The 24,903-nt window shown below is 30.8% G+C and carries 21 protein-coding genes; 20 read left to right on the plus strand and 1 reads right to left on the minus strand.

Going from position 1 to position 24,903, the window contains the following annotated elements:
- The first annotated feature begins 215 nt into the window (after window positions 1-215).
- The 6 genes from ACWJJ7_RS17375 (at window position 216) to ACWJJ7_RS17400 (ending at window position 9,052) form a co-directional block, all read left to right on the plus strand.
- Window positions 216-2,417, plus strand: coding sequence for an ATP-dependent helicase (locus tag ACWJJ7_RS17375; RefSeq protein ID WP_462963202.1), 2,202 nt, complete (start codon window positions 216-218; stop codon window positions 2,415-2,417).
- A gap of 88 nt (window positions 2,418-2,505) precedes the next feature.
- Window positions 2,506-2,805, plus strand: coding sequence for a hypothetical protein (locus ACWJJ7_RS17380; RefSeq protein ID WP_462963203.1), 300 nt, complete (start codon window positions 2,506-2,508; stop codon window positions 2,803-2,805).
- A 130-nt stretch (window positions 2,806-2,935) separates the two neighbouring features.
- Window positions 2,936-4,945, plus strand: a complete 2,010-nt coding sequence (locus tag ACWJJ7_RS17385; RefSeq protein ID WP_462963204.1) for a cell division protein FtsA — start codon at window positions 2,936-2,938, stop codon at window positions 4,943-4,945.
- A 33-nt stretch (window positions 4,946-4,978) separates the two neighbouring features.
- Window positions 4,979-6,136 (plus strand): M20 metallopeptidase family protein, encoded by a 1,158-nt coding sequence (locus tag ACWJJ7_RS17390; RefSeq protein WP_462965035.1) that lies wholly within the window; start codon window positions 4,979-4,981, stop codon window positions 6,134-6,136.
- A 152-nt stretch (window positions 6,137-6,288) separates the two neighbouring features.
- Window positions 6,289-7,242, plus strand: a complete 954-nt coding sequence (locus tag ACWJJ7_RS17395) for an RluA family pseudouridine synthase (RefSeq protein WP_462963205.1) — start codon at window positions 6,289-6,291, stop codon at window positions 7,240-7,242.
- Window positions 7,243-7,423: 181 nt separating this feature from the next.
- Window positions 7,424-9,052 carry a putative polysaccharide biosynthesis protein gene (locus tag ACWJJ7_RS17400; RefSeq protein WP_462963206.1) on the plus strand — a complete coding sequence of 543 codons (1,629 nt, stop codon included), beginning with the start codon at window positions 7,424-7,426 and terminating at the stop codon, window positions 9,050-9,052.
- 53 nt (window positions 9,053-9,105) lie between these two features.
- On the opposite strand, the gene spoVB is transcribed toward ACWJJ7_RS17400, so the two are convergent.
- A complete protein-coding gene (gene spoVB, locus ACWJJ7_RS17405; RefSeq protein ID WP_462963207.1) occupies window positions 9,106-10,611 on the minus strand; it encodes a stage V sporulation protein B in 1,506 nt (501 codons plus the stop codon).
- A 264-nt stretch (window positions 10,612-10,875) separates the two neighbouring features.
- Here spoVB and ACWJJ7_RS17410 point away from each other — a divergent pair, with 264 nt between their 5' ends.
- The 14 genes from ACWJJ7_RS17410 (at window position 10,876) to ACWJJ7_RS17475 (ending at window position 24,804) form a co-directional block, all read left to right on the plus strand.
- Complete coding sequence (locus tag ACWJJ7_RS17410; protein WP_462963208.1) at window positions 10,876-11,430, plus strand: ferritin-like domain-containing protein; 555 nt, start codon at window positions 10,876-10,878, stop codon at window positions 11,428-11,430.
- A 63-nt stretch (window positions 11,431-11,493) separates the two neighbouring features.
- Complete coding sequence (locus ACWJJ7_RS17415) at window positions 11,494-12,792, plus strand: hypothetical protein (protein WP_462963209.1); 1,299 nt, start codon at window positions 11,494-11,496, stop codon at window positions 12,790-12,792.
- 95 nt (window positions 12,793-12,887) lie between these two features.
- Window positions 12,888-13,589 carry a zinc dependent phospholipase C family protein gene (locus ACWJJ7_RS17420; RefSeq protein WP_462963210.1) on the plus strand — a complete coding sequence of 234 codons (702 nt, stop codon included), beginning with the start codon at window positions 12,888-12,890 and terminating at the stop codon, window positions 13,587-13,589.
- Window positions 13,590-13,680: 91 nt separating this feature from the next.
- Window positions 13,681-14,220, plus strand: coding sequence for a class I SAM-dependent methyltransferase (locus ACWJJ7_RS17425; RefSeq protein ID WP_462963211.1), 540 nt, complete (start codon window positions 13,681-13,683; stop codon window positions 14,218-14,220).
- Window positions 14,195-15,910 (plus strand): B12-binding domain-containing radical SAM protein, encoded by a 1,716-nt coding sequence (locus ACWJJ7_RS17430; protein ID WP_462963212.1) that lies wholly within the window; start codon window positions 14,195-14,197, stop codon window positions 15,908-15,910. Before ACWJJ7_RS17425 ends, ACWJJ7_RS17430 begins: the two co-directional genes overlap by 26 nt.
- A gap of 272 nt (window positions 15,911-16,182) precedes the next feature.
- Window positions 16,183-16,509 carry an ATPase gene (locus ACWJJ7_RS17435; protein WP_462963213.1) on the plus strand — a complete coding sequence of 109 codons (327 nt, stop codon included), beginning with the start codon at window positions 16,183-16,185 and terminating at the stop codon, window positions 16,507-16,509.
- Complete coding sequence (locus tag ACWJJ7_RS17440) at window positions 16,496-18,454, plus strand: V-type ATP synthase subunit I (protein WP_462963214.1); 1,959 nt, start codon at window positions 16,496-16,498, stop codon at window positions 18,452-18,454. Before ACWJJ7_RS17435 ends, ACWJJ7_RS17440 begins: the two co-directional genes overlap by 14 nt.
- Window positions 18,455-18,467: 13 nt before the next feature.
- Window positions 18,468-18,944 (plus strand): V-type ATP synthase subunit K, encoded by a 477-nt coding sequence (locus ACWJJ7_RS17445; RefSeq protein WP_462963215.1) that lies wholly within the window; start codon window positions 18,468-18,470, stop codon window positions 18,942-18,944.
- 56 nt (window positions 18,945-19,000) lie between these two features.
- Window positions 19,001-19,600: a V-type ATP synthase subunit E gene (locus ACWJJ7_RS17450; RefSeq protein WP_462963216.1), complete on the plus strand. Its 600-nt coding sequence runs from the start codon at window positions 19,001-19,003 to the stop codon at window positions 19,598-19,600.
- 62 nt (window positions 19,601-19,662) lie between these two features.
- Entirely contained in the window at window positions 19,663-20,664 is a 1,002-nt protein-coding gene (locus tag ACWJJ7_RS17455; RefSeq protein ID WP_462963217.1) for a V-type ATP synthase subunit C, read from the plus strand.
- The gene (locus ACWJJ7_RS17460; RefSeq protein ID WP_462963218.1) at window positions 20,657-20,965 is read left to right on the plus strand and encodes a V-type ATP synthase subunit F; all 309 of its coding nucleotides are present in this window, start codon (window positions 20,657-20,659) and stop codon (window positions 20,963-20,965) included. Before ACWJJ7_RS17455 ends, ACWJJ7_RS17460 begins: the two co-directional genes overlap by 8 nt.
- Window positions 20,966-20,982: 17 nt before the next feature.
- Window positions 20,983-22,755, plus strand: a complete 1,773-nt coding sequence (locus ACWJJ7_RS17465) for a V-type ATP synthase subunit A (RefSeq protein WP_462963219.1) — start codon at window positions 20,983-20,985, stop codon at window positions 22,753-22,755.
- Window positions 22,748-24,130 carry a V-type ATP synthase subunit B gene (locus tag ACWJJ7_RS17470; protein WP_462963220.1) on the plus strand — a complete coding sequence of 461 codons (1,383 nt, stop codon included), beginning with the start codon at window positions 22,748-22,750 and terminating at the stop codon, window positions 24,128-24,130. The genes ACWJJ7_RS17465 and ACWJJ7_RS17470 overlap by 8 nt, the downstream gene beginning before the upstream one ends.
- Before the next feature lie 2 nt (window positions 24,131-24,132).
- Window positions 24,133-24,804 (plus strand): V-type ATP synthase subunit D, encoded by a 672-nt coding sequence (locus ACWJJ7_RS17475; protein ID WP_462963221.1) that lies wholly within the window; start codon window positions 24,133-24,135, stop codon window positions 24,802-24,804.
- Window positions 24,805-24,903 lie beyond the last annotated feature (99 nt).

Genomic DNA, 24,903 nt, shown 5'->3' on the forward strand with positions numbered 1-24,903 from the left:
AAGTTGAACCCTATATTTTTTTTAGAATTATCAAGATAATGTAGAAATCAATAATAATAATAATAAGTCAAGATACTTTAGGTAATAAGTGAATAGTTTTAAGTTTGACTATTTTAGGGTAAAAATATAAACTATATATATTAAAGAAAACAAAGACTAATTTGTAAAGTGATTACTTTGCATATAGTTGTAAGTTAAATTTAGGTGGTTATATTATGATTGAAGAAACATTGCAAAGTGAATTTTGTTATTTAAGAGATAAATTTATTGAAAAACGATATCAACATCTTGACCCTATGCAAAGAAAAGCGGTGTTATATGGAAGCAATAGTTGTCTTGTTGTTGCATGCCCAGGAGCAGGAAAAACGACAGTTTTAATTAATAGAATTGATTATTTATCTACATTCGGCTTGGTATATAAAACTAACAAGGTTCCAAGTGGCTTGCAATCAGAGGATTTGCAATTTATGAGGGGATATTTAAATAATGATACAACTGGTAAAACAGTAGTTATTGTTAATAGGATTGTTCATTTAATAAATGAGCAAAATGTTAAGCCTAAAAATATTATTGTAATTACTTTTACAAGGGCTGCGGCTATTAATATGAAAAGTAGATATGTTGATATTAACGGAAAGGAGAGTGTTCCGTTTTTTGGAACTTTCCATGGTTTGTTTTATAAGATTCTTAAAAACTATTACGGACAGATAAACATAATTAATACACTAGATGTATATAAACTCATAAAAAATGTACTTATGTCATATTTGGATGAGGTAGGTGATGAAAAAGTAAAGGAAGTTATAAATAATATTTCTGTATTCAAAACAAGTGGAAAAGTAATGGAAAATTTCTCTCCAAGTATTGATAAAGGAATATTTATAGCAGCCTATAATATTTATGAGCAGTATAGAAAAGAAAATAACTTATTTGATTTTGATGATCTTCAAATAGGTTGCAGAGATCTGTTTATAAAAAATTACACAATACTTAAGGGGTATAGAACCTTATTTAAGCATATTTTAGTGGATGAATTTCAAGATTGTGATTCTATGCAAGTTGAGATACTAAAACTTTTAAATGAAGAAAATTCTATTTTTGCAGTAGGAGATGAGGACCAATGTATTTATGGGTTTAGAGGGTCGAATCCTGAGTGCATGGTTAAGTTTTTAGAGCATTTTGTAGGGGGAGGGAAATTGCCCTTGTCCACTAACTATAGATGCCCAAAGAATATAGTAGAAATATCCATGAATATTATAAAAAATAACGACTTGAGAAATGAAAAAGATATAATAGCATTTAAGCAGCATGATGGCATCGTTGCAGTACTTAACAATGTAAATGAAAACTCACAGGCAGAGGAAATTAGCTGTATCATTCAAAAATATAAGGAAAATAATGAAAAAGATTATAGAGATAATGCCATATTGTACAGAACAAACGTAGAATGCAGAAGTTTAATAGATGTTTTTATTAAAAAAAGAATACCTTTTAAACTTTTAGACAAGGAATATGACTTCTTTCAACATTTCATTTGTAAAGATATAATTGCATATTTTAAATTAAGTATTGATAAAAGTGATAGAGAGAGTTTTGTCAGAATAATTAATAAGCCCTTTAGATATATAAGTAAACTAAATTTAGATAAATTAAAAAGAAATTCCGTAAAAGAAGACTGTTTTGAAATGCTAAAAGATATTGAAGATATTCCGGTGTTTCAAATGAAGATGTTGGATAAGTTAAAAAAGGATATACATTTTTTAAACAAAATCTCATTAGAAAGTGCTATAGATAATTTAGTGTTAAGTATAGGATATCATGATTATATTAAAGGGTATTGCACTAAATTTAAGATAGATTTAGGTGAGATGGAGGATGTTATTGACGAATTTAGACAATCAGCAGAAGGATATAACTCTATAATAACTTTTTTAGCTCATGTGGAACAGGTTAAAGAGGAAATTAGTAAGCATAAGAAAAATATAGATGAGGATGCAGTAATACTTAGTACAATTCACGGAGTGAAGGGTATGGAGTTCGAAAATGTATATTTAATTAATTGTAATGAGGAGAATATCCCTCATGTAAATAGTATAGATAATAACCTAGAAGAAGAGAGAAGACTATTCTATGTAGGAATTACAAGAGCCATAGACAATATTTGGTTATGCATTTGCAAAAGTGTAAAAGGGAAAGCGAAAGAAACCTCACGATTTATTAAAGAATGCAATATCATAGGAGTAAGCTGCACAGAGTTACCTTTTAAAGAAGGAGATATTGTGATACATAAGAGTTTTGGCAGTGGAGTCGTAATTGCAATTACTAGTAAAGAGCTAGAGATTAAGTTTGAGGGAGGAGTTATAAGAAAATTTGATACGAGTATATTGTATAATAACTCTTTAATTTCAAAAGTATAGCAAATGTAATGCAATACATAACAACAATTGACAAAGTATGTAAATATGGTATACTGAAAAATGAATTGTGTATTAAGGAGGGGATTTAATGGTTGCCTTTAAGCAAATGTGGGATGATGTAGGATTAATTTTGTCAAATGAAAAGCACTCAGATATAGAAATTCTGGAGAAATTCAACTGTGGATTTACAGTTAAAGAGAGAGGTAATATAATTTTTATTACAAGAGATGACTTCGTGGATTTTTGGTGCAAACTATTGTACTATAATGAATTATCATTGGAACAGGCTTTAAAAGATGATAAATCAAAACCAAAATATATTTATACTATTATAAAAAAATTACCTTATGTATCAGAAAGTTCTGGTGTAATTAAGTTAATGCAGTAGTTTTATTGAATGTTACAATATAATGTTATATAATTTTATTAAGCTCATATTCTATGAATATGAGCTTAATAATTTAAGTTACAGTGATGTGAATAACACTTAAATAATTTTGTGAGGAAGAGGTATAGAAATGGAAATCACAAATGTACATTTAGAGGAACTAATATTTGCTTTAGATATAGGAACAAGATCCATCATAGGGACAGTTGGAGTAATATATGAGAAGAAATTCCAAGTTATTGCCGAAAGTTATATAGAACATGAAGAAAGAGCTATGATTGATGGTCAAATTCATGATATTCAATTGGTCACTAGTGGAGTGAAAAAAGTAAAAAAAGAATTAGAACATAGCTTAAATATTTCTTTAACTAAAGTGGCAATTGCGGCGGCTGGAAGATTTTTAAGGACAACTGAAATTAAGTCTGAAATAGAAGTTGAGGGCGATAAAGAAATTGATAGGGAATCCATTAGAAGCTTAGAGCTTACTGCAGTTAAAATGGCAGAGGATGAAGTCACGGGTTCCTCGAGAGGAAAGCTTTATTGTGTAGGATATAGTGTGAAAAATTACTACTTAAATGGGTATGTAATAACAAATTTGAACTCCCACAAAGGAGAAAAAATTGCAGTGGAGATAATTGCTACATTCCTACCACACTCAGTAATTGATAGCCTTTATGCTGTTATGAGTAAGGCTGGACTTGAAGTTGTAAGTTTAACACTAGAGCCAATAGCAGCAATGGAAGCTGCAGTACCACGAAACATGCGACTTCTAAATTTAGCTTTAGTGGATATTGGTGCAGGTACTTCTGATATTGCTATTAGTAGTAAGGACAGTATAAGTGCATATGGTATGGTACCCGTTGCAGGGGATGAGGTAACTGAAATAATAGCACAAGCATACTTAGTCGATTTTAATACTGCTGAAAAAATTAAAAAGGAATGCAGTGAAAAAGACAAAATTGAGTACATAGATGTTTTAGGATTTGCAAATGAAATAGAGCCAGATGAAGTATTAAAAATAATTAACCCTGTAGTTTTGAAGATTTCAGAACAAATTGGAAGTAGGATAATTGAATTAAATGGAGGGAAAGCACCTAATGCGGTATTTTTAGTAGGAGGGGGAGCACATACACCATTTGTTAAAGAAAATATTGCTAAAATTTTAAACTTGCCAATTAATCGAGTTGCAATTAAAGGTAGAGAATCAATAGTTGAATGCACATGTGATGCAGGGCTTGGAAGCGCTGGAGTTACAGTTTTGGGTATTGCATTAATATCAATAAAGAGATTGGGAAATGATTTTGTTGACGTCACCATAAATGATAAAATTATAAGTTTATTTAATGCACATAAACATACAGTTATGGATGTAATGGTGCAAGAAGGTATAAATCCCAAAATATTGATTGGTAAGAACGGACGTAATATCAGGTTTAGTGTTGATGGAATAAAAAGAGTTGCCTTTGGAAGATTAGCCAAGGGGGCAGAAATTAAGATTAATAACATAATTAGCAATATTGATTCTGAGGTAGTTGAAGGCGACGTTATTGAAGTCTCTTTCTGCAAGGACGGAAAAAATGCTGAGCCTAAAATTATGGATTATGTTAAGAATATTCAAGCTATAAGTTTTTATTTTGAAGATGTGATACAAAACATTGAGCCGGTACCATTCATTAATGGCGAGCGATCTCTAATAAATGATGTAATAAAAGAAAATGACGATGTTATAATAGAATTGCCTACTACAATTAGCGAATATGCAAAATTTTTTTGTGATAAATCGCAAGGCTCAACTTTTATAATTGATAATGAAGAACTTTTGGAAGATTATGTTATAAAAGAAGGGGACAGAATATATAAGAAGCATGTAAATGAAGAATATGTTAAAGATAAAAAATTAGACATAGAAGTATTAGAAGTTAATATAGAAGATAAGAGTGAGGTTAAGGTTGAAGTTAATAAAAAAATTATAACCCTTAAAAGTAAAGATAAATACATATTTGTGGATATATTTAATTATGTAGAATTTGATTTGTCTATTTCAAAAGGTAACCTAATATTAATGCTCAATGGTAGCAAAGCAAGTTATAACCAGGTTCTAAATAATGGGGATGTAATTGAAATATATTGGGAAAAATAGCATAAAGAGGTGTGCATAGTGAATTTTTTAGATATGGCAAAAAATATTGAAAGTGAATTAATAGATATAAGGCGAGACATTCATGAAAATCCTGAATTGGGGTTTGATTTATTTAAAACTTCACAAAAGGTAAAAGATTTTTTAACAAAGGAAGGTATTGAGTTTTATGAGGTAGCACAAACGGGAATCTGTGCTATTATTAGAGGCAAAGGTGAAAAAACTATTGCTTTAAGAGCAGATATGGATGCACTTCCATTGCAAGATAAGAAAATATGTGATTACTCCTCTAAAATTAATGGTAAAATGCATGCTTGTGGACATGATGCTCATACCACTATACTTTTAGGTGCAGCTAAGATATTAAATAGCATGAAAGAAAAAATTCCGGGAAATGTTAAATTTCTATTTGAGCCAGCAGAAGAAACGACTGGTGGCTCGCCTTTAATGATTAAAGAAGGCGTACTAGAAAACCCTAATGTGGATGCTATTATTGGGCTTCATGTAGAAGAATTTTTAGAGGCTGGAACCGTTGGTTTAAAAAGAGGAGTAGCTTATGCAGCATCAAATCCATTTACTATAAAAATAATAGGTAAAGGAGGACATGGTGCAAGCCCACATATGACTATTGATCCCATTGTAATAGCTAGCAATGTTATTATTTCACTTCAAAACATTGTAAGTCGCGAAATTCCACCTACAGATCCTGCAGTAATTACTATAGGATCAATTCATGGAGGTACAGCTCAAAATATTATACCGGAAGCGGTTACAATATCGGGAATTATTAGAACTATGAAGAGTGAACATAGAGAATACATAAAGATCAGATTAATTCAGGTAGTGGAAGGCATCGTTACCGCTATGAGAGGGAAATGTGAAATTAGTATTGAGGAAAGCTATCCTTGTCTTTATAATAATGATAAGCTTGCAGAGATGTTTGAAAGTAAAGCAAGTCAAGTTATTTCCGAAAGTAATGTTTACAAATTAGACCAGCCTACTATGGGTGTGGAAAGTTTTGCTTATTTCTCTATGGAAAGACCAGCACTATTTTACTTTTTAGGAAGTGGTAACAAAGAAAAAGGTATAGTAAACCCGGCTCATGGAAGTTTATTTGATATAGATGAGAGCTGTATATCAATAGGTGTAGCTATGCAATGTACATTAGCTTATGAATTTTTATTGAATTCATAACACATATTAGTATATAATTGATGTCTGATGTGATTTTTTAAAATGTATTATAATTTATTACAAAATAAAAGGATGATTTATTATAAAATAAATTAGATTATATATAGAATTCGTCAATAGATAACAAGAGATAAAAGAAATAGGAGGATTATATGAGGATAGAAATTGGAGCGAATGAAGCGGGACAAAGAACGGATAAATTCATGAGGAAAGTACTTGGTGATGTGCCGTTAAGCAAAATATATAAAGCTTTTAGAAAAGGTGATATTAGGGTTAATGGTAACAAAATCAAGGAAAAACATTCTTTAGTACAAGGTGATATTGTTGAAACAAAATATATTACCAGTGAGTTTAAAAAAGAAGAGTTTAAAAGAATTGAAAACAATTTAAAAATTACCTTTGAGGATGCTAATATATTAATGGTTGAAAAATGGCCGGGAGTTTTAGTTCATTCTGATAAAAAAGATGGCGAAGCAACTTTAATAGATTATGTGCTTTCTTATTTGTATGATAAGGGAGATTATCAGCCAGAAAATGAAATAACATTTAAACCAGCGCCTTGTAATAGATTAGATAGAAATACTTCAGGTATAGTCATGTTTGGTAAGAATTTTAAATCTCTTAAACTTTTAAATGAAATGGTAAGAGAAAGAAATGTTGAAAAATATTATATGGCTTTAGTAAGAAACAGAATTAAAGATGGGGTTTACGAGGGATATATATATAAAAATGAGGATGCAAATATATCACAGGTATTTGACACCGAGATGCCAGATACAAAAAAAATAGCAATGGAAGTTAAAACGTTGCAAAGTTGTGGTACATTTTCTTTAATAGATATTAACCTTTTAACAGGAAGAAGCCATCAGCTTAGAGCTCATTTAAGCCATTTGGGTAATTCTATTGTTGGTGATTCAAAATATGGAGATAAAAAAATGAATAGTTTCTTCAACAACAAATATGGTTTAGATTATCAATATCTATATGCGTATAAGGCGACGTTTAAGAATTGCCCGGATGAGTTATCTTATATGGAGAATAAAACTATTGCAGAGAGTTTACCACCAATATTAAAAAAGATTAAAAAGGATGTATTTAAATTTTAGAGGGTGAGTTTAACGACATTTCAGAAGGAAGGTCTCCCACCTCTATAAGTGGGAGTTACATACACTAACAAATAGAAAACTTCAGGGGGAGTATAAATCTCCTTCTGAAGACGTCAATGCATCTTCTGTGAAGATGTTGCAGCACCGCAGGTGATGATTTAACGACCCAGGAGATGATTTAATGAGTGAACAATCAAATTTTAAAGAACAATCTACAACAAAAGGCTTTGCCATATTATCTGCAGCAAGTTTTATGGTTAAGTTCTTATCTTTGCTCTATGTACCTTTTTTAAGGAAGATATTAGGAGCGGAAGGGTATGGTGTATATGCTTCTGCATATCCTATATTTGTATACATGTATATCTTGACAAATGCAGGACTTCCTGTGGCTATTTCTAAGATGGTATCGGAGCTTATAGCAGTAGGAAATTATAAGGATGCCGTAAAGACTTTTAAAATAGCTAGATTTTCGCTTTTGATATTAGGGCTGATTATGTCACTTTTAATGCTTATTTTTGCAGTACCTATAGCTAATAGAACAAATAGTGATACTGCAAGATTAGCAATTATGGCTCTTGCTCCAACGATTCTATTATCTTCTGTGTTATCAGCTTATAGAGGTTATTTTCAAGGAAGAGGAAATATGACACCTACGGCTGTATCACAGGTATTAGAACAAATTGCAAATACTATATTTAGCTTAGTTTTTGCAGCATATTTTATAAAATATGGAGTAGCAGCAGGTGCGGCAGGTGGAACAATAGGAACGTCTGTAGGAGCACTAGTTGCCACGATATATATGATTAAGTGCTATAAAAAAAATAAAGTTTTTATAGTTCCAAAAGGATATAACAAATTAGACATAAAAAGATTTACTACTAAAAAAATAATAAAAAAGCTATTAGGTGTTGCAGTGCCAATGACAATATGTTTAGGAATACAACAAGCAGGTTCATTAATTGATTTAGGACTCGTTCAATCAAGAATGTTAGCTTCTGGGATTATTGAAAAACAAGTTACTATTTTATGGGGTGTATTATTTCAATATACAACATTAATAAATGTGCCGATAGCTATTATTTCATCATTAGCTATAACTATTCTGCCATCTATTTCTAGCTTAATGGCACTTAAGGATAAAAAAGCTGTAAGAGATAAAGTGAATTATGCTTTTAGGTTATGCTTTTTAGTGGCAGTACCTTCTGCAGTTGGACTTGGAGTTTTAGCCAAACCCATAATATATTTTATCCAATATGATTCAGAGGTTTCAAGATTACTTATATATGGATCAGTGGTAATAGTACTTATGGCTGTAGTTAGTATTCAAACTTCAATTCTTCAAGGGCTTGGGAAACTTTATTTAGTTACTATTTATGCGGTTTTTGGTTTAATAGGAAAAATAATTGTTAATTATATTTTTGTAGCAATTCCAAGCTTTAATATATTAGGTGCTGTTATGGCCAATGGAGTAAGCTTTGCAATACTTATGATATTGAACTATATTACTATGAACAAAGCACTAGGGATTAGAATTAAACTATCTAGTCATGCAATAAAACCCATAATAGCCTCAGGGGTTATGGCTGTAGTTGCAATGTTCATGTACAGTAACTTTAATTTTATATTCAGTTATATTAAACAAGGATATTTTGCTAATGCTATTTCTATATTATTGACTATATGCTTAGCTATATTAACTTATTTCTTCGCATTAGTGATTATAGGTGGAATAACTAAAGATGATTTAGCTGTATTTCCAAGGAAGATTAAGAAACTTATACCTAAGTCTATTTTACATAGAATTAGATAAAAATTTAAGTAAACAAGGATAAGGCTGTTGAACAATATCGAAGGTGTTAAGTTTTAGCCTTGTTTAGTTTTTTTTGTAAGCAGTATAGAAAATAATAATAGGGAGAAGCCAGTAGCAATAATTATTATGTTTTTAGTAATAAAGATAGAATTCGGCAACGCAGTATTTAATATTTTTAATACAAAGTATAAGAATGTGCTAAGACAGACATCAATTATAATTTCACCCGCTGAAAACTGTATATAGCAGCTTTTTTTAATTGCAATAATGTTTAATATAAAGGTTACAATAGAGGTTATAATGATAGCTATGCCGTAGCCTAAAATGTTTAATTTTGGAATACCTAATAATACATATAGTAAAACAAGTTCAAGAATAGAGGTTACTATGGAATTTATTAAAAGAGATTTTTGTTTGCCAAGTCCGTTTAAAATTCCAAAGGTTGAACCAGACATATACATGAATGGTGCACTTAAAGAAGCAAGTCGTATGTAAACACCTAAGTCATATCTGTCGAAAAATAATTTTCCCAGGGAGTCTCCAGCACATAAGCATATTATCATAGTTGAAATTCCTAGTAAAAACGAAACTTTTATAACTTCGCGGACTCTACGCTCCAAACCGTTATAATCATTTTTACTAATGCTTTTGGAAATATCTGGAGTTAAGATGGTTGACATGGATATTACAATAATAAAAGGAAAGAACACAATGCTCATAGCCATACCTGAAAATTTACCTATTAAGGATAAACTCTGCGTATACTCTATGCCTGCAGAAACTAGTCGCCCAGGGACAATCAATGTTGATAGTGCCGAAATTACAGTGTTTAAAAAGCCATTTAAACATAATGGAAATGAGACAACAAGAACATTAAATAAAAGTTGGGCTCTTCCTTCAGTTTTTTTCTTGTAATTCTTAAATTTGTTTTTACTTTTTTCATAGAAGATAAATAGTAGAATAAAACTTATAAGTTCCCCAATGGATAAGGCGATATATGTAGCAGTTACAGTAGTAGTTACATTTTTTAATGCGAAAAAATTTATTATTCCAAGTATTATGCCCATTCTTACAGTCTTTTCAACAATATCTATGATTGCAGGCACTTTAACATTGGAAATACCGTAGAAATAACCCTTATATATAGATGAAAGAGCAACAAAGATTAAAGCCGGGCAAATAACCCAAAGGGAGTATAATGTTCTTTGGTCTTTTATTATATATGTACTAATAAAAGGTGAAAAAATAAATACTAAAACTGCTATTAATATAGAAAATGCAAAATCAAAAACTAAGGCAGTATGTATAGATTTGGTTAAACTACCGTAATCTTTTAATTCATAATAGGATGAAGCTTCTTTTGAAATAGCTGTTACCATTCCACCACAAATAAGACAAGTGAATAAATCATAAATAGGCATCACAAGGCTATATAATCCCATACCTTCTGCACCTAATTTTTTTGAAAGTAAAATTGAAAACATAAATCTTAATATACCAGCAGTTAGATTTGATACGGTGAGTATTATTGAGTCTCTATAGAAATTATCTTTAATCATAAAAGGAGCCTCCTTGTTCTTCTACCTGGGGAGATAACAGTTATTTATAATTAGTATGTGAAGTTTAATGATTATATTCTGTAAATCATCATCTGAGGTGTTGAAATGTAATTAAATCATCTCAATGATTTTGTAAAAAACATTGTAGAAACTCTCGTGATGAGGAGTTTTTTATGTTAGAATAATTTTATTAGTGTCTTAAGGAGAATCATAAATAATAATTATTACTTATTCCAAATAAAAGTGCGGAGGAAATAGATAGATATGAAATGTTTGATATGTGGTATGGAGATAAATATAAATAATTTCAATATAAATAATGATGGCTTATTAGAAGTGAATGAAAGAGAACATATTAAATATTGCCCGTTTTGTGGCGTAACTTCTAAGTATTTAAAATCTGTTGGTCAAGCCTATAAGGTTTGTGCGCAAAGTTTGGATCCCAATACTTTAGTAGTATTAGATCATGCTATGAAACTTGAAATATTTAATTCAGAGTTTTACATGTCAGCGGCAAAGCTTGCGAGTAACGACCATGTTAAAGAAATTTTTAAAGCACTATCAAAAATTGAAAAGATACATGCTATTGTGCATCAAAAACTAGGTGGGTTCAAAGAACTTCCAAAACTCGTGCATATAGATTACAGTAAATATAAAAATGATACAAGCTTAATGAAACTCGCAGAAAATAGAGAAATTCATGCTACAAAGTTTTATGAAAAACATGCAAAAGAAATAAATAATTTGATTGTTAAAGAGGTATTTGTTGCCTTGTCGGAGGTTGAAAGAAGTCATATACAAATTGCTAGAAATTATTAACACATATACTCTAATTTATATAAATATATATAAATTAGAGTATTTATAATTTAGGGGGTAAGTATGAAGAAGACCATTGGATTTATAGTTATTTTAGCTGCAATGGCTTTTGCACTATTTTCATTGAAAGGTTCGTTTAAAGAATATAGGGTTACAGTTAAAGATGAAGTTCTAAAATCACAGATACTATTTAAAGGATTAAGTAAGGCAGTAGATTTTACGAAAGATAGTGAGGGGAACTACTATGTAGCTTTCAAAGACAAAGTACAGTACATAGATAAAGTAGGCAGGTCATACAATATATTTACAAATAAAAAGCTAAGCATAACTAGTTTAGATTATAATAATAAAGTATTGTATTATGCATCCGGAACAAAAGTCTACTCATATAATTTAGTAACAAAGAAAAATAAAGAAATTATCAATAATATACCTAATTATGGGGACTATAATGACAGTTTAGTTAGAATTAATGGAGAATATCTATTTATTACAATAGGGGCCGCAACAAATTCTGGGGTAGTTGGACCGGACAATCAATGGTTAGATGATTACCCACAAAATCATGATGTTTCGCCTAAAAGTATAACTATAAAAGGAATTAATTTTGAGAAGAAAAAGACTGGAGCATTTGTTCCATATAAAACTAGGAACGTAAAGGGGCAAATAATAACAGAACATATGATTGGAAATTCATCTATAATAGTTTATAATTTAAAAACTGGAGCAGAGGGAAACTTTGCTTGGGGTATAAGAAATATGAAGGCGATAGATTTTAATAGTGAGGGCAAAATATTAGTTGCTGTGGGTGGTATGGAGGATAGGGGGTTAAGACCTGTAAAGGGAGATAGTGACTATATATACAAAATTAAAAAAAATGCATGGTATGGTTTTCCAGATTATACTGGAGGAGATCCAATAAGTTCACCTAAATTTAAAGGCTTACTTAACGGGGATATACCATTTATTTTAGACCAGCACCCTACGACAAATCCTCCTGCACCAATTTATCAACATAAAGCAGCAGATAGTTTAGCCGGGTTAGCAATTGATAAAAAAGGTATAATAGGTGACATGGACTGTATATATTTCTATGAAAAGAATGATAATAGTATATATAGTTTAAATAAAAGTAGTGCGCTTAAAGAAAAAGTAAGCTTTGGAGATGAAACCTATATATCTAGTATGAAGTTTTTTGATGATTTAATAGTGCTGGACTCTAAAAGTGGATATTTAATTAGTATCAAAAAAAATGTAAACAATGATATAGGAATAGAAGGGAAGAGATTAAGTTACTATTTATTAACAATTGTGCTAACTTTAATAATTAGCCTACTTGTTAGTTTAAGCAAAAAGAATTAGAATATAGTCAATATATATTCTTGTGAGTTGTTAAAAAATATTCAGATATGTTTTCAGATCATATTTATTGTATACTAAAGTGAGAGGTGAACAGGTTGAAGAAAAGAATTGAAGTTACTTATGGAAAAACTTTAAAAGGCTTAATGATAACAATAAATCCAATTAAAAAAAGGGTTATGAAAACTCATTGTATTGTCCATAAATTTATAAATATTCAAGCTATAGAGATTTTAAAAAATAAGGAATATAGTGAAATTTATAGTTTTTACAAAGGACACATAAAAGAACTAAACAATGGAGTTACTTGGGCAGATCAAGATTTTAAAAGCTCAAATCATTTTTATCACCACATTAAGGGTACTGGCCTTTATGGGTTTTCAAATGCATTAAGCGAATTTGAAAAATATTACAAATGTGCTTTGAGATTTATGAAAGAAGGGGACACAAGGCAAGCAATGTTTTATTTTGGAGCAGCCTGTCATTTAATTCAAGATGCTACGGTGCCTCAACATGTGAACAATAAGCTACTTAAAAGTCACAGAAATTTTGAACTTTGGATTATAAGCAGATTAATGAGTGATTATTCATTTCCTATTTTTAATGAAGTAATAAAACAGGATAATATAGAAGACTATATAAAAAAGAATGCATTATTTGCGAATGAAATTTACATTGCTAACGCAAACATAAAAAACAAGGAAGATAGGTATAAGAAAATATCTACACTTATAGTGCAGCGAGCACAAAAGACTACTGCAGGTTTAATGATTAATTTTTATGATGAAATTAAGAAATAATTCCTTTATTTTAGAGGAATTATTTTATTTTTGAAGAATAAGTAAAAATAGGGAAATATATGAAATATATTTAACGGAGGAGGAGTAACAATTGAAAAAGGAGGTTTTTATAAATTTAGAAAAAGAAATTTTCAAAGGAAATATATTAGATATAGGTTTTTCTAATCATGGAATTATATACAATATATACAAACAATATATTGATGATAGTAGTAGTGTAGATTATATAGAGGGAAAAGAGGAGAAGACAGGAATAGAAGAAGGTGTGTATGATCTCTGTGTACTATTTTTTACTTTAAGTGATATAAAATTCACAAAAAGCAAAAGTAAATTAATACAAGATATATATAAATATTTGAAAGAAGATGGATTGCTATATATATGGGATGTAGATAAAGGATTTGCTAAAATTTTTAATTCTAAAATAAAGATTGTGTCACCTGATAAAAATACAAAACAAATACATCTAAGAGATTTAAATATATTTAAAGATAGTTCTAAAGAGAATACAATCAAAATTTTACAACCTTATTTTGAAATATTAACTTTGAAAAATTCAGATAATGTTTATTATATGATATGCAAAAAGAAGGGGAAATCAAAAGATGAAAGTAACACTAGTAGGTATTAATGCAAAATATATTCACAGTAATTTGGCAGTAAGATATTTAAAAACATATACAGAAGATTTAAACTATGAATGCGAAATTATGGAATTTTCTATTAATGATCAAATCGAAAGAATAGTAGAGGAAATTTTGAGTAGCAAACCAGACCTTGTAGCATTCTCTTGCTACATATGGAACATTGAGTACGTTAAGGCTGTATCATCTCTTATAAAGCTTGTAAATAGTAGAATTGAAATCCTTTATGGAGGACCGGAGGTTAGCTTTAATTGTAAAGAGTTTCTTAAGGAAAACGTAGGGGATTATGTAATAGAAGGGGAAGGAGAGGTAACGTATAAAGAATTTATTAAATGGAGAATTACCTCAAAGGATGATTTTAATATCAATGATGAGGATAGAGTTAACATTCAAGATATTCTAGGACTATACTACAAGGAAAATGATAATATTGACTATAATGGTAAAAGAACTTTAATGGATATGGAGCAGGTTATTTTCCCGTACAATGAAGAAGAACTTACCAATAAAATAGTTTATTACGAAGCATCAAGAGGATGCCCTTTTAATTGTAAATATTGTCTTTCATCGACTACGCATGGAGTTAGATTTTTAAATACTGAAAGAGTAAAAAGAGAATTGAAATTTCTCGTGGACAAGAAAGTAAAATTAATAAAGTTTGTTGATAGAACATTTAATTGCAATTCGAAATTTGCGGTAGAAATTTGGGAATTTCTAATAAAGATGAATACTGAAATAACTTTCCACTTTGAAATTTCAGCAGATCTTCTAAACAAACAGGAATTAGATATTTTAGCTAAGGCACCAAAGGGTAGATTTCAATTTGAAGTGGGTGTACAAACAACAAATCCCTTAATTCTTAATAATATAAATAGATTTGTAAACTTTAATGATATAAAGGAAATGGTTGAGGAATTAGAAAAAATAAAAAATATTAAACAACATTTAGATTTAATAGCGGGCCTTCCAGGAGAAAATTACGAATCATTTAAAAAATCTTTTAATGATGTTTATAGCATTCATCCAGAAGTAATACAATTAGGATTTTTAAAATTACTTAAAGGCTCGGATATGAGGGATGAGGCATCTTTGTGGGGAATGGTCTATGCACCTTATCCACCATATGAAATTCTAAAGACAAGGGATATAAGTTATGAGGAATTAGTAAAATTAAAAAGGGTAGAAAAAATTGTGGACAAATATTACAATTCGCAAAAGTTTAGTACTATTCTAAAATATTTTGTGAAAAAATTTAGTACACCATTTGAATTTTATTACGAACTGGGATCATTTTTTTATGAAAAGGGATATTTAAGTAGAAATATTTCCTCTGTAGATTATTACAAGATATTTATTGAATTTAATCAGGAGAAACTTAAAGAAGAAGATTTCGTTTTAAAAGAAATTGTTAAATATGACTACCTTAAATATAATAAAAAGAAGTGGCTTCCAGATTTTCTAATTAGGGATTTAGATAAGAAAGTAGAAAGATCAATTAAGGATAGGTTGCTACAAAACAATGATATAAACAATAAATCTAATATTCATATTGAAAAATTTATGATTGATATTTTAGATTATATAGGTAATAATACTGTACGTAAAGAAGATCATTATTTAGTTTATAATATTAATGATGAGGATAGCATAAAGGACATAACTTCTATCATATATTAAAATATGACAGAGCAAAATTGTAAATCGGGGAAAATGATAAATTGTTAAAAAAATGACATTCATCACATTGAAATGAGTTAATATTGCGAATATTGTTAATGTTAAAAAAAGAAGTTGAAATTTTCAATAAAAATTAGTATAATCAAGATGTATTCAATACTATATAAAACAGAATAAATGTAAATACTATACTAGGTATTTACTATTATATGAATTATTTATAATTTATATATACTCATTATGGCTAGTTATTAGAAAAAGGTGGTGATATTTTGGCATTAGAGGCAATAAAAAGTATAAAGGATGCAGAAAAGCAAGCAACAGATATTATAGGTAGTGCAATATCCAGTAGTAAGGATACATTAAAAAAATCAGAGACTCACGCTGAAGGTCAGTTTAAAAAGGTTTTGGATGCTACTAGGGAAGAAACTAAAAAAATTATTGAAAATGCTAAAGAAGAAGGTAGAAAAACGTCTGAACCAATTTTTGATACAGGAAAGATAGAGGTCACGAATATACTGAATTTAGGAAAAGAAAGATTCGATAGGGCGGTTAACATGGTGGTTGAAAGGATAGTGAAAAATAATGGCAATAGTTAAAATGAGTAAATTCACATTGTTTGCCTTTGAATCACAAAAAGAAGCTTTGCTAGATGGCCTTCATGAATTTGAAAATGTTCAATTTATAAACCTACAAGAAAACGAAGAGGAACATTTACAATCCCTTAAAAAAGATTCGGAAAGTGAAAAGGTTTCTTATTTAGAAGGTGAGAAAGCAAAAGTAAAATTTGCACTTGAGCTATTATTACAGCACACAGAAAAGGAAGGTGCTATAAAATCTTTAGTAAAGGGTAAAAGTTTATTACGGTATGATGAGTTAGAAACTTTAGCTAAAAAATCAAACTATAGTGAAAACTATAAAAAGATAAAAGAGAAAGATGATGCTTTGCTCCAAATGAAGAATGAAAAAGCTAAAATTACTTCTGAAATAGAAGCATTAACTCCTTGGATATCATTAGATGCTCCTTTTGAAGATTTAAAAGCATTAAGTTCGACCATATTCCTAATGGGGTCATTGCCAAAATCTTTTAAAGATACTTTCAGAGAAAAATTTGAAAGTGAAATTCCGTATTCCTATTTAGAAGTTATGAGTGAAGCAAAAGGTGAAATAAGTATAATTGCTTTAATACATAAAGATTATGAGGATAAAGCAAAAGAAATACTTAAACTTTATAGCTTCAATGCTATTAATTTAAAATATTATGGAATTCCAGCACAAGTGATAAAGGGGTTTAAGGAAAGGTTAGAAGAAATATCTAAAGAAGAAGAAAGAATAAATATGGAAATGAAGCAAGACTGCAAGTATTTAGAAGATTTTAAAATAGTATATGAATATTTATCAAATAAACATATAAAAGCTTCAGCTTGTGAAAATTTCTTGAAAACAGAAAGCACCGTTGCCATAGAGGGATGGGTGCCAAGTGAATTATCGAAAGAGTTAGAAGATGTAATAAAGACTATAACTAAAGAAGATTTTTATTTAGAGATTGAAGGAGCGGATAAGGAAAATGATGAGGTGCCTATACTTTTAAAGAATAATGCACTTACAGAACCTTTTGAGTTAATAACATCAATGTATAGTCTGCCTAAATATTCAGAGATAGACCCGACACCACTACTTACACCTTTTTATATGGTGTTCTTTGGAATGATGCTCGCTGATCTTGGATATGGGATAGTAGTCTTTATAGCGGCGACACTTGCATTAAAGAAATTCAATTTAGATGAAGGGCAGCGAAAGTTCGCTAAGTTCTTCCAATTTCTAAGTATACCAACAGCAGTGGCAGGAATTGTTTATGGAAGTTTTTTTGGAGATATAATTCAATTTAAATCTATAATAAATCCTAAAGAAGATATAATGACTTTACTTATGATATCCATTATAATGGGTGCATTCCAAATTTATTTTGGTCTTGGAATCAAAGGATATATGCTTATTCGCGATGGTAAACCAATGGATGCTGTTTATGATGTTCTAACATGGTATGCTGCATTAACCGGAGCATTTTTATTATTAGGTGGATCATCATTAGGTTTAAGCCCGAGCGTAATTACCATAGGTAAATGGGTTATGATAACAGGTATGGTTGCAATAGTATTAACTCAAGGAAGAGAAAATAAAGGGATTGGTGCAAAGCTTGGTGGAGGAATATATGGTTTATATGGTATATCTAGCTATATAGGGGATTTGGTTTCGTATTCAAGAATTATGGCAATCGGACTTGCGGGTGGATTCATAGCAGTATCTTTTAATATGATTATTAAAATGATACCATCACCTTTTAATATTATTATAGGCATATTTATATTTGTGGTTGCACAAACGTTTAATTTATTATTAAGTGCATTATCAGCGTTTGTTCATAGTGCTAGGCTTCAATATGTAGAATATTTTAGTAAATTTTATGAAGGTGGAGGAAAAGCCTTCAAAGTGTTTAAATCAGCAAATCAGTATATTACTGTAATTAAAGAAAAGCAAATTTAAGGAGGAATTAATAATGACATTTATGGAATTTATAAATACAAATGGTGGAATTGTATTCGCTGTATTAGGGATGGCTTTGGCTGTTATTTTACCTGGAATCGGATCAGCAAAAGGTGTAGGTTTAGTTGGTGAAGCGGGTGCGGGACTCACAACTGAAGAACCGGAGAAATTTGGTAAAGTACTTATTCTTCAATTGTTACCAGGTACGCAAGGACTTTATGGTTTCGTTATAGCAATATTTGTGTTACTTAAATTAAATGCGAATATGACATTAGGTACGGGATTATACTTATTTATGTCTTGTTTACCAATAGCATTTGTAGGATTATATTCAGCAATAGCTCAGGCTAAAACTTCAGCAGCCGGTATTGCAATATTAGCTAAAAAACCAGAACATATGGCAAAAGCTATAATATTTGCTGTAATGGTTGAAACATACGCGATTTTAGCATTCGTTATTTCAATAATTTTAGTTATTAAAACTGTATAATATTAATAACAAAGACATTCTAATTTTAAAACTAAGCAGTTAGAGGATGTGAATATATGTCAAATTTAGAAAACTTAGCTGCTAAGATAGTAGAAGATGCTAGTATTAAAGCAGAAGTTATATTAAAAGAAGCTAAGGACAATGAGATTTTATTGGTGGATAAGAAAATAAAAGAAGCAGAGGTGCTAAGACACCAAATGCTAGAAAAAACTAAAATTGAGGCTATTACGGTAACAAAGAGAATTATATCAAATTCTCAGCTAAAAGCACGAAACGAAAAGCTAGTGGCCAAGCAAAAAATGATTGATAAGGTATTTGCATGTGCTTTAGAAAAACTTTTAGCAATGAATGATAACGAATATTTGGAACTTATGAAAAAATATCTTTTATCAATGCCAATAGAAGGGAATGAAGAAATAATACTTCCTGGGAAATATAAGAGGCTAGTAAGTGATGGGTATTTATCTGAAATTAATGCAACGCTAAAAACTTCAGGAAAAATAGGAGAATTAAAGTTAAGTTCTGATTCAAGGGATATAAAAAGTGGATTTATAGTACTTAAAAATGGTATAGAGATTAACAATACTTTTGAAAGTTTAGTTAATTCATTAAGAGATGAGATTGAACCTGAAATAGTTAAAGAATTATTCAAATAAAAGGAAGATAACAATTGATAATTGTTATCTACTCCTGATCAAAATAAGGAGGATAGCCATATATGGATAAGATGAATTTTGCACAAGCTGTGGCTAGGCTAAGAGTATTAGAAACAAGACTCCTTAATAAATTAAAGATTGAGAGGATGATTGATAGTGCCTCGGCGGATGACGTGCTTAAAATCTTGCAGGAAAATGAATATGCAAGTTTGATGGGAAATGTAAAAAGAGCAGAGGACTACAACATACTACTTAAGGAGGAGTTGAAAAGAGTATATTCACTTATGTATAAAGTTTCTCCAGACTCCGTTATAGTAGATATTATGAGTTTGAAATATGACTATCATAATATCAAGGTAATGTTGAAGGGGAGGGCAATAGATAAGGATTTATCTCATATGCTAATTCCAATAGGTACAGTAAATATAGAAAAATTAAAGTTTTACATGAAAGCTATGGAATACAAGGAATTAAACCCTGAGATGAGGGAAGCTATAATTGAGACAGAAAAAGTTTACCAAGAACTTAATGACCCTCAAAAAATAGATATTATGTTAGATAGATACATGTATGTAGATATGTTAACTAAGGCAAAAGAAACAAAAAATGATTTTATAATCGATTATGTTAAGAGAAGCATAGATTTTTCTAATATAAAATCAATAATCAGATTAAAGAAACAACAAAAGGATGTAAGTTTTTTTGGTGAAGTTATCCTGAGTGGTGGAGATATAAAAAGTGATGTTTTATTAAGAGCATTTAGTGAGCCTATTGAAAATATGGCAACTAAATTTTATTCATCAAAATATGGAGAAGTTGTAAGAATCGGATTAGAAGAATATATTAAAACTGGTAAACTTTCTAGTTTAGAAAAATTATCAGAAAACTATATTATGAAAAATCTAAAGTCTGCTAAGTATGTTACTTTTGGACCTGAGCCAATATTTGCGTATATAGTAGCAAAGGAAACAGAAATAAAGATAATAAGAATAATTATGGTTGGGAAATTAAATAATGTTGATACGACTCTCATAAGAGAAAGGGTGCGTGAAGTTTATGCATAAAGTAGGAGTAGTTGGAGATAAAGATTCAATACTTGCTTTCAAAGCTCTTGGAATTGACGTATATCCGGTTATTGAAGTAGAAGAAGCTAAAAAAGCTATAGATAAAATGGCGTTAAATGATTATGCTGTTATATTTGTAACTGAGCAGATAGCTCAGCACTTAGATGAAACTATAGCAAGATATAACAGACAGATGATTCCTGCCATTATATTAATACCAAGTAATCAAGGCTCACTAAATATAGGAATGCAAAGAATTAGAGATAATGTAGAAAAAGCAGTGGGCGTAAATATTTTATAGAAAGGTAGGGAGATAACTTGAAAATCGGTAAAATTGTAAAAGTTTCAGGTCCATTAGTTGTTGCAAAAGACATGGATGAAGCTAATATATATGACGTAGTTAAGGTTGGAGAAAAGGGTCTTATTGGCGAAATTATTGAAATGAGAGGAGATAGAGCCTCTATTCAAGTATATGAAGAAACATCAGGCCTCGGACCGGGAGATCCAGTAGTTACTACTGGTGAACCACTAAGTGTTGAGCTTGGACCAGGACTTATAGAATCAATGTTTGATGGTATTCAAAGACCGCTCGATAAAATAAGAGCTATAGCTGGTAATTACTTAACAAAAGGTGTAAATGTTTCGCCACTCGATCGAGAAAGAAAATGGGACTTTGTTCCTACGGCGGCCGTTGGAGATGTTGTTTCACATGGCGTAGCTATAGGAACAGTTGCGGAAACTACTGTCATAACTCAAACAATAATGGTGCCTAAAGGAATAGAGGGAACTATAACTTCTATAACTGCAGGAGAGTATACCGTAGAGGATGTAGTAGCAGAGGTGCAAACAGATGGCGGAATTAAGCAAATTACGTTAATGCAAAAGTGGCCAGTAAGACGTGGAAGGCCTTATGCTGATAAATTAAATCCAGTAGAACCACTAGTTACAGGTCAAAGAGTAATAGATACTTTCTTCCCAGTAACTAAAGGTGGTACGGCATGTGTTCCGGGTCCTTTCGGTAGTGGAAAAACTGTAGTTCAACATCAATTTGCAAAATGGGCAGATGCAGAAATAGTTGTTTACATAGGTTGCGGTGAACGTGGCAACGAAATGACAGATGTTTTGAATGAATTTCCAGAACTTAAAGATCCCAAAACAGGTGAATCACTAATGAAAAGAACAGTACTCATTGCAAATACTTCTAATATGCCAGTTGCAGCTAGAGAAGCTTCTGTATATACAGGTATAACTATTGCAGAGTATTTTAGAGACATGGGATTTGCTGTAGCATTAATGGCCGATTCTACTTCCCGTTGGGCAGAGGCTCTACGGGAAATGTCAGGAAGACTTGAGGAAATGCCAGGTGATGAGGGGTATCCAGCATATCTAGCTTCACGTGTAGCTGATTTTTATGAGAGATCTGGAAAGGTAGTTTGCCTTGGAGACGACAAAAGAATAGGCGCAATTACAGTTATTGGCGCAGTATCACCTCCAGGTGGAGATTTATCAGAGCCAGTTACTCAAGCAACACTTAGAATAGTAAAAGTATTTTGGGGTTTAGATGCGCAACTTGCTTATAGAAGACATTTTCCTTCAATAAATTGGTTAGACTCTTATTCACTGTATATAGATCAGTTAGCTAATTGGATGAATGAGAATGTTGCCTCCGATTGGACTGAACTTAGAGTTAAAGCTATGGCTATTTTGCAAGATGAAGCAAAGCTTGATGAAATAGTAAGACTTGTAGGTGTAGATGCCCTCTCTGAAAAAGATAGATTGAAACTAGAAGTTGCTAAATCAATTAGAGAAGATTACTTGCAACAAAATGCATTTCATGAAGTTGATACTTTTACGTCACTTGATAAACAATATAAGATGTTAAAGTTAGTCTTAGAATTTAATGTTCAGGGTGAAAAAGCATTGAGTGCAGGGGTTTATTTGAAAAAAATATTAGAAATGCCTGCACGAGATAAAATAGCAAGAGCAAAATATATTGCAGAAACTGATATGTCCAAAATTGATGATATATTTACGGTCCTCTCTAAGGAAATTGAAAAATTAATAACGGAAGGAGGAGTCGTAAATGATTAAAGAATACAAAACTATAACAGAAGTTGTAGGACCGCTGATGGTTGTAGAAAAAGTTCAAGGCGTAAAATACGATGAACTTGTAGAAATAGAACTACAGAATGGTGAAATTCGTAGCGGTAAAGTACTTGAAATAAATGAAGATAAAGCAATGGTTCAGTTATTTGAAAGTTCTGCAGGAATTAACTTAAAAGGTAGTAAAGCTAAATTTTTAGGAAGACCACTAGAACTTGGTGTTTCAGAAGATATGCTTGGAAGAGTATTTGACGGACTGGGTAGCCCTAAAGATGGTGGACCTAAAATTATTCCTGATAAGAGACTAGATATAAATGGAGAAGCATTGAACCCTGTGGCAAGAGACTATCCATCAGAGTTTATCCAAACAGGTATTTCAGCTATTGATGGGCTTAATACTTTAGTTCGTGGACAAAAATTACCAGTATTTTCTGGATCTGGTCTTCCACATGCGCAACTTGCAGCTCAAATAGCAAGGCAAGCGAAGGTATTAAATTCAGATACGAAATTTGTTGTTGTATTTGCAGCTATAGGAATAACTTTTCAAGAAGCACAGTTTTTCGTGGATGATTTTACAAAAACTGGTGCAATAGACAGAACTGTATTATTTATGAATCTTGCAAATGATCCAGCTATTGAGAGAATAGCTACGCCTAGAATGGCACTAACTACAGCTGAATATCTTGCTTATGAAAAAGGAATGCACGTACTTGTAATTATGACTGATCTTACAAATTACTGTGAGGCCCTGCGTGAAGTTTCAGCTGCAAGAAAAGAAGTTCCAGGTAGACGTGGATATCCAGGATATCTATATACTGATCTTTCGACTTTATATGAAAGAGCAGGTAGGATTAAAGGACTTGAAGGTTCAATAACTCAAATCCCTATACTTACTATGCCAGAAGATGACATAACTCATCCAATTCCAGACCTTACAGGATATATAACTGAAGGTCAGATTATCTTAAGTCGAGAACTTTATAAGAAAGGTATTGCACCACCGGTAGATGTTTTACCTTCATTATCAAGACTTAAAGATAAAGGTATAGGTAAAGGGAAAACTAGAGAAGACCATGCAGATACAATGAATCAACTATTTGCTGCATACGCTCAAGGTAAGCAAGCAAAAGAGCTTGCAGTTATTTTAGGAGAATCAGCATTATCTGATGCAGATAAAAAATATGCAATATTTTCAGATGCTTTTGAAAAAAAATATGTTTCCCAAGGATTTGAAACTAACAGAACTATTGAGGAAACATTAAATTTAGGATGGGAGCTTCTATCTATTCTACCAAGAAATGAACTTAAGAGAATTAGAGATGAATACGTAGAAAAATACTTACCAAAAAAAGAGGGTGAGTAAACGTGGCAAAGTTAAATGTAAACCCAACCAGAATGGAACTTACTAAACTTAAAAAAAAATTAGGTACAGCTACTCGTGGTCATAAGTTATTAAAGGATAAGCAAGATGAACTTATGAGAAGATTCATTGATCTTATAAAACATAACAATGAACTACGAGCGAAAGTTGAAGAAGAATTACAGAACTCTTTTAAGGATTTTGTTATGGCAAGTGCCTTAATGTCATCAGAATTTCTAGAGGAAGCAATTGCATATCCAAAAGAGAAAATTTCTGTTGAAGTTGAGACAAAAAATCTTATGAGTGTTAATGTTCCTATAATGAAGTTTAAAAGAAAATTAGAAGATGATCCAGGAAGCATATATCCATACGGATTTGCCAGCACCTCAGCAGATCTTGATGGAGCTATAGAAAAGTTGTATCTAGCGCTTCCCGAACTTTTAGAACTTGCAGAGGTAGAAAAATCTTGTCAGCTAATGGCAGATGAGATTGAAAAAACTAGAAGAACGGTTAATGCGCTTGAATACATGACTATACCTCAACTTAATGAAACTATAAAGTTTATAAGAATGAAGCTTGAGGAAAATGAGCGTGGAGCTTTAACTAGACTTATGAAGGTTAAAAGTATGATGGAGAAAGCTCAAGAATTAGCAGATGCAAAAAGAATTAGCACATAAATAAGGTAGAATTAAGGTGGTTTTATAACGCCTTAATTTTTTTTATGAAAATTTAAGTTGATGTATACTGTTATTTGGAATAGAATATAAAATGTATGA

The sequence above is a fragment of the Clostridium sp. CM042 genome (assembly GCF_055080995.1).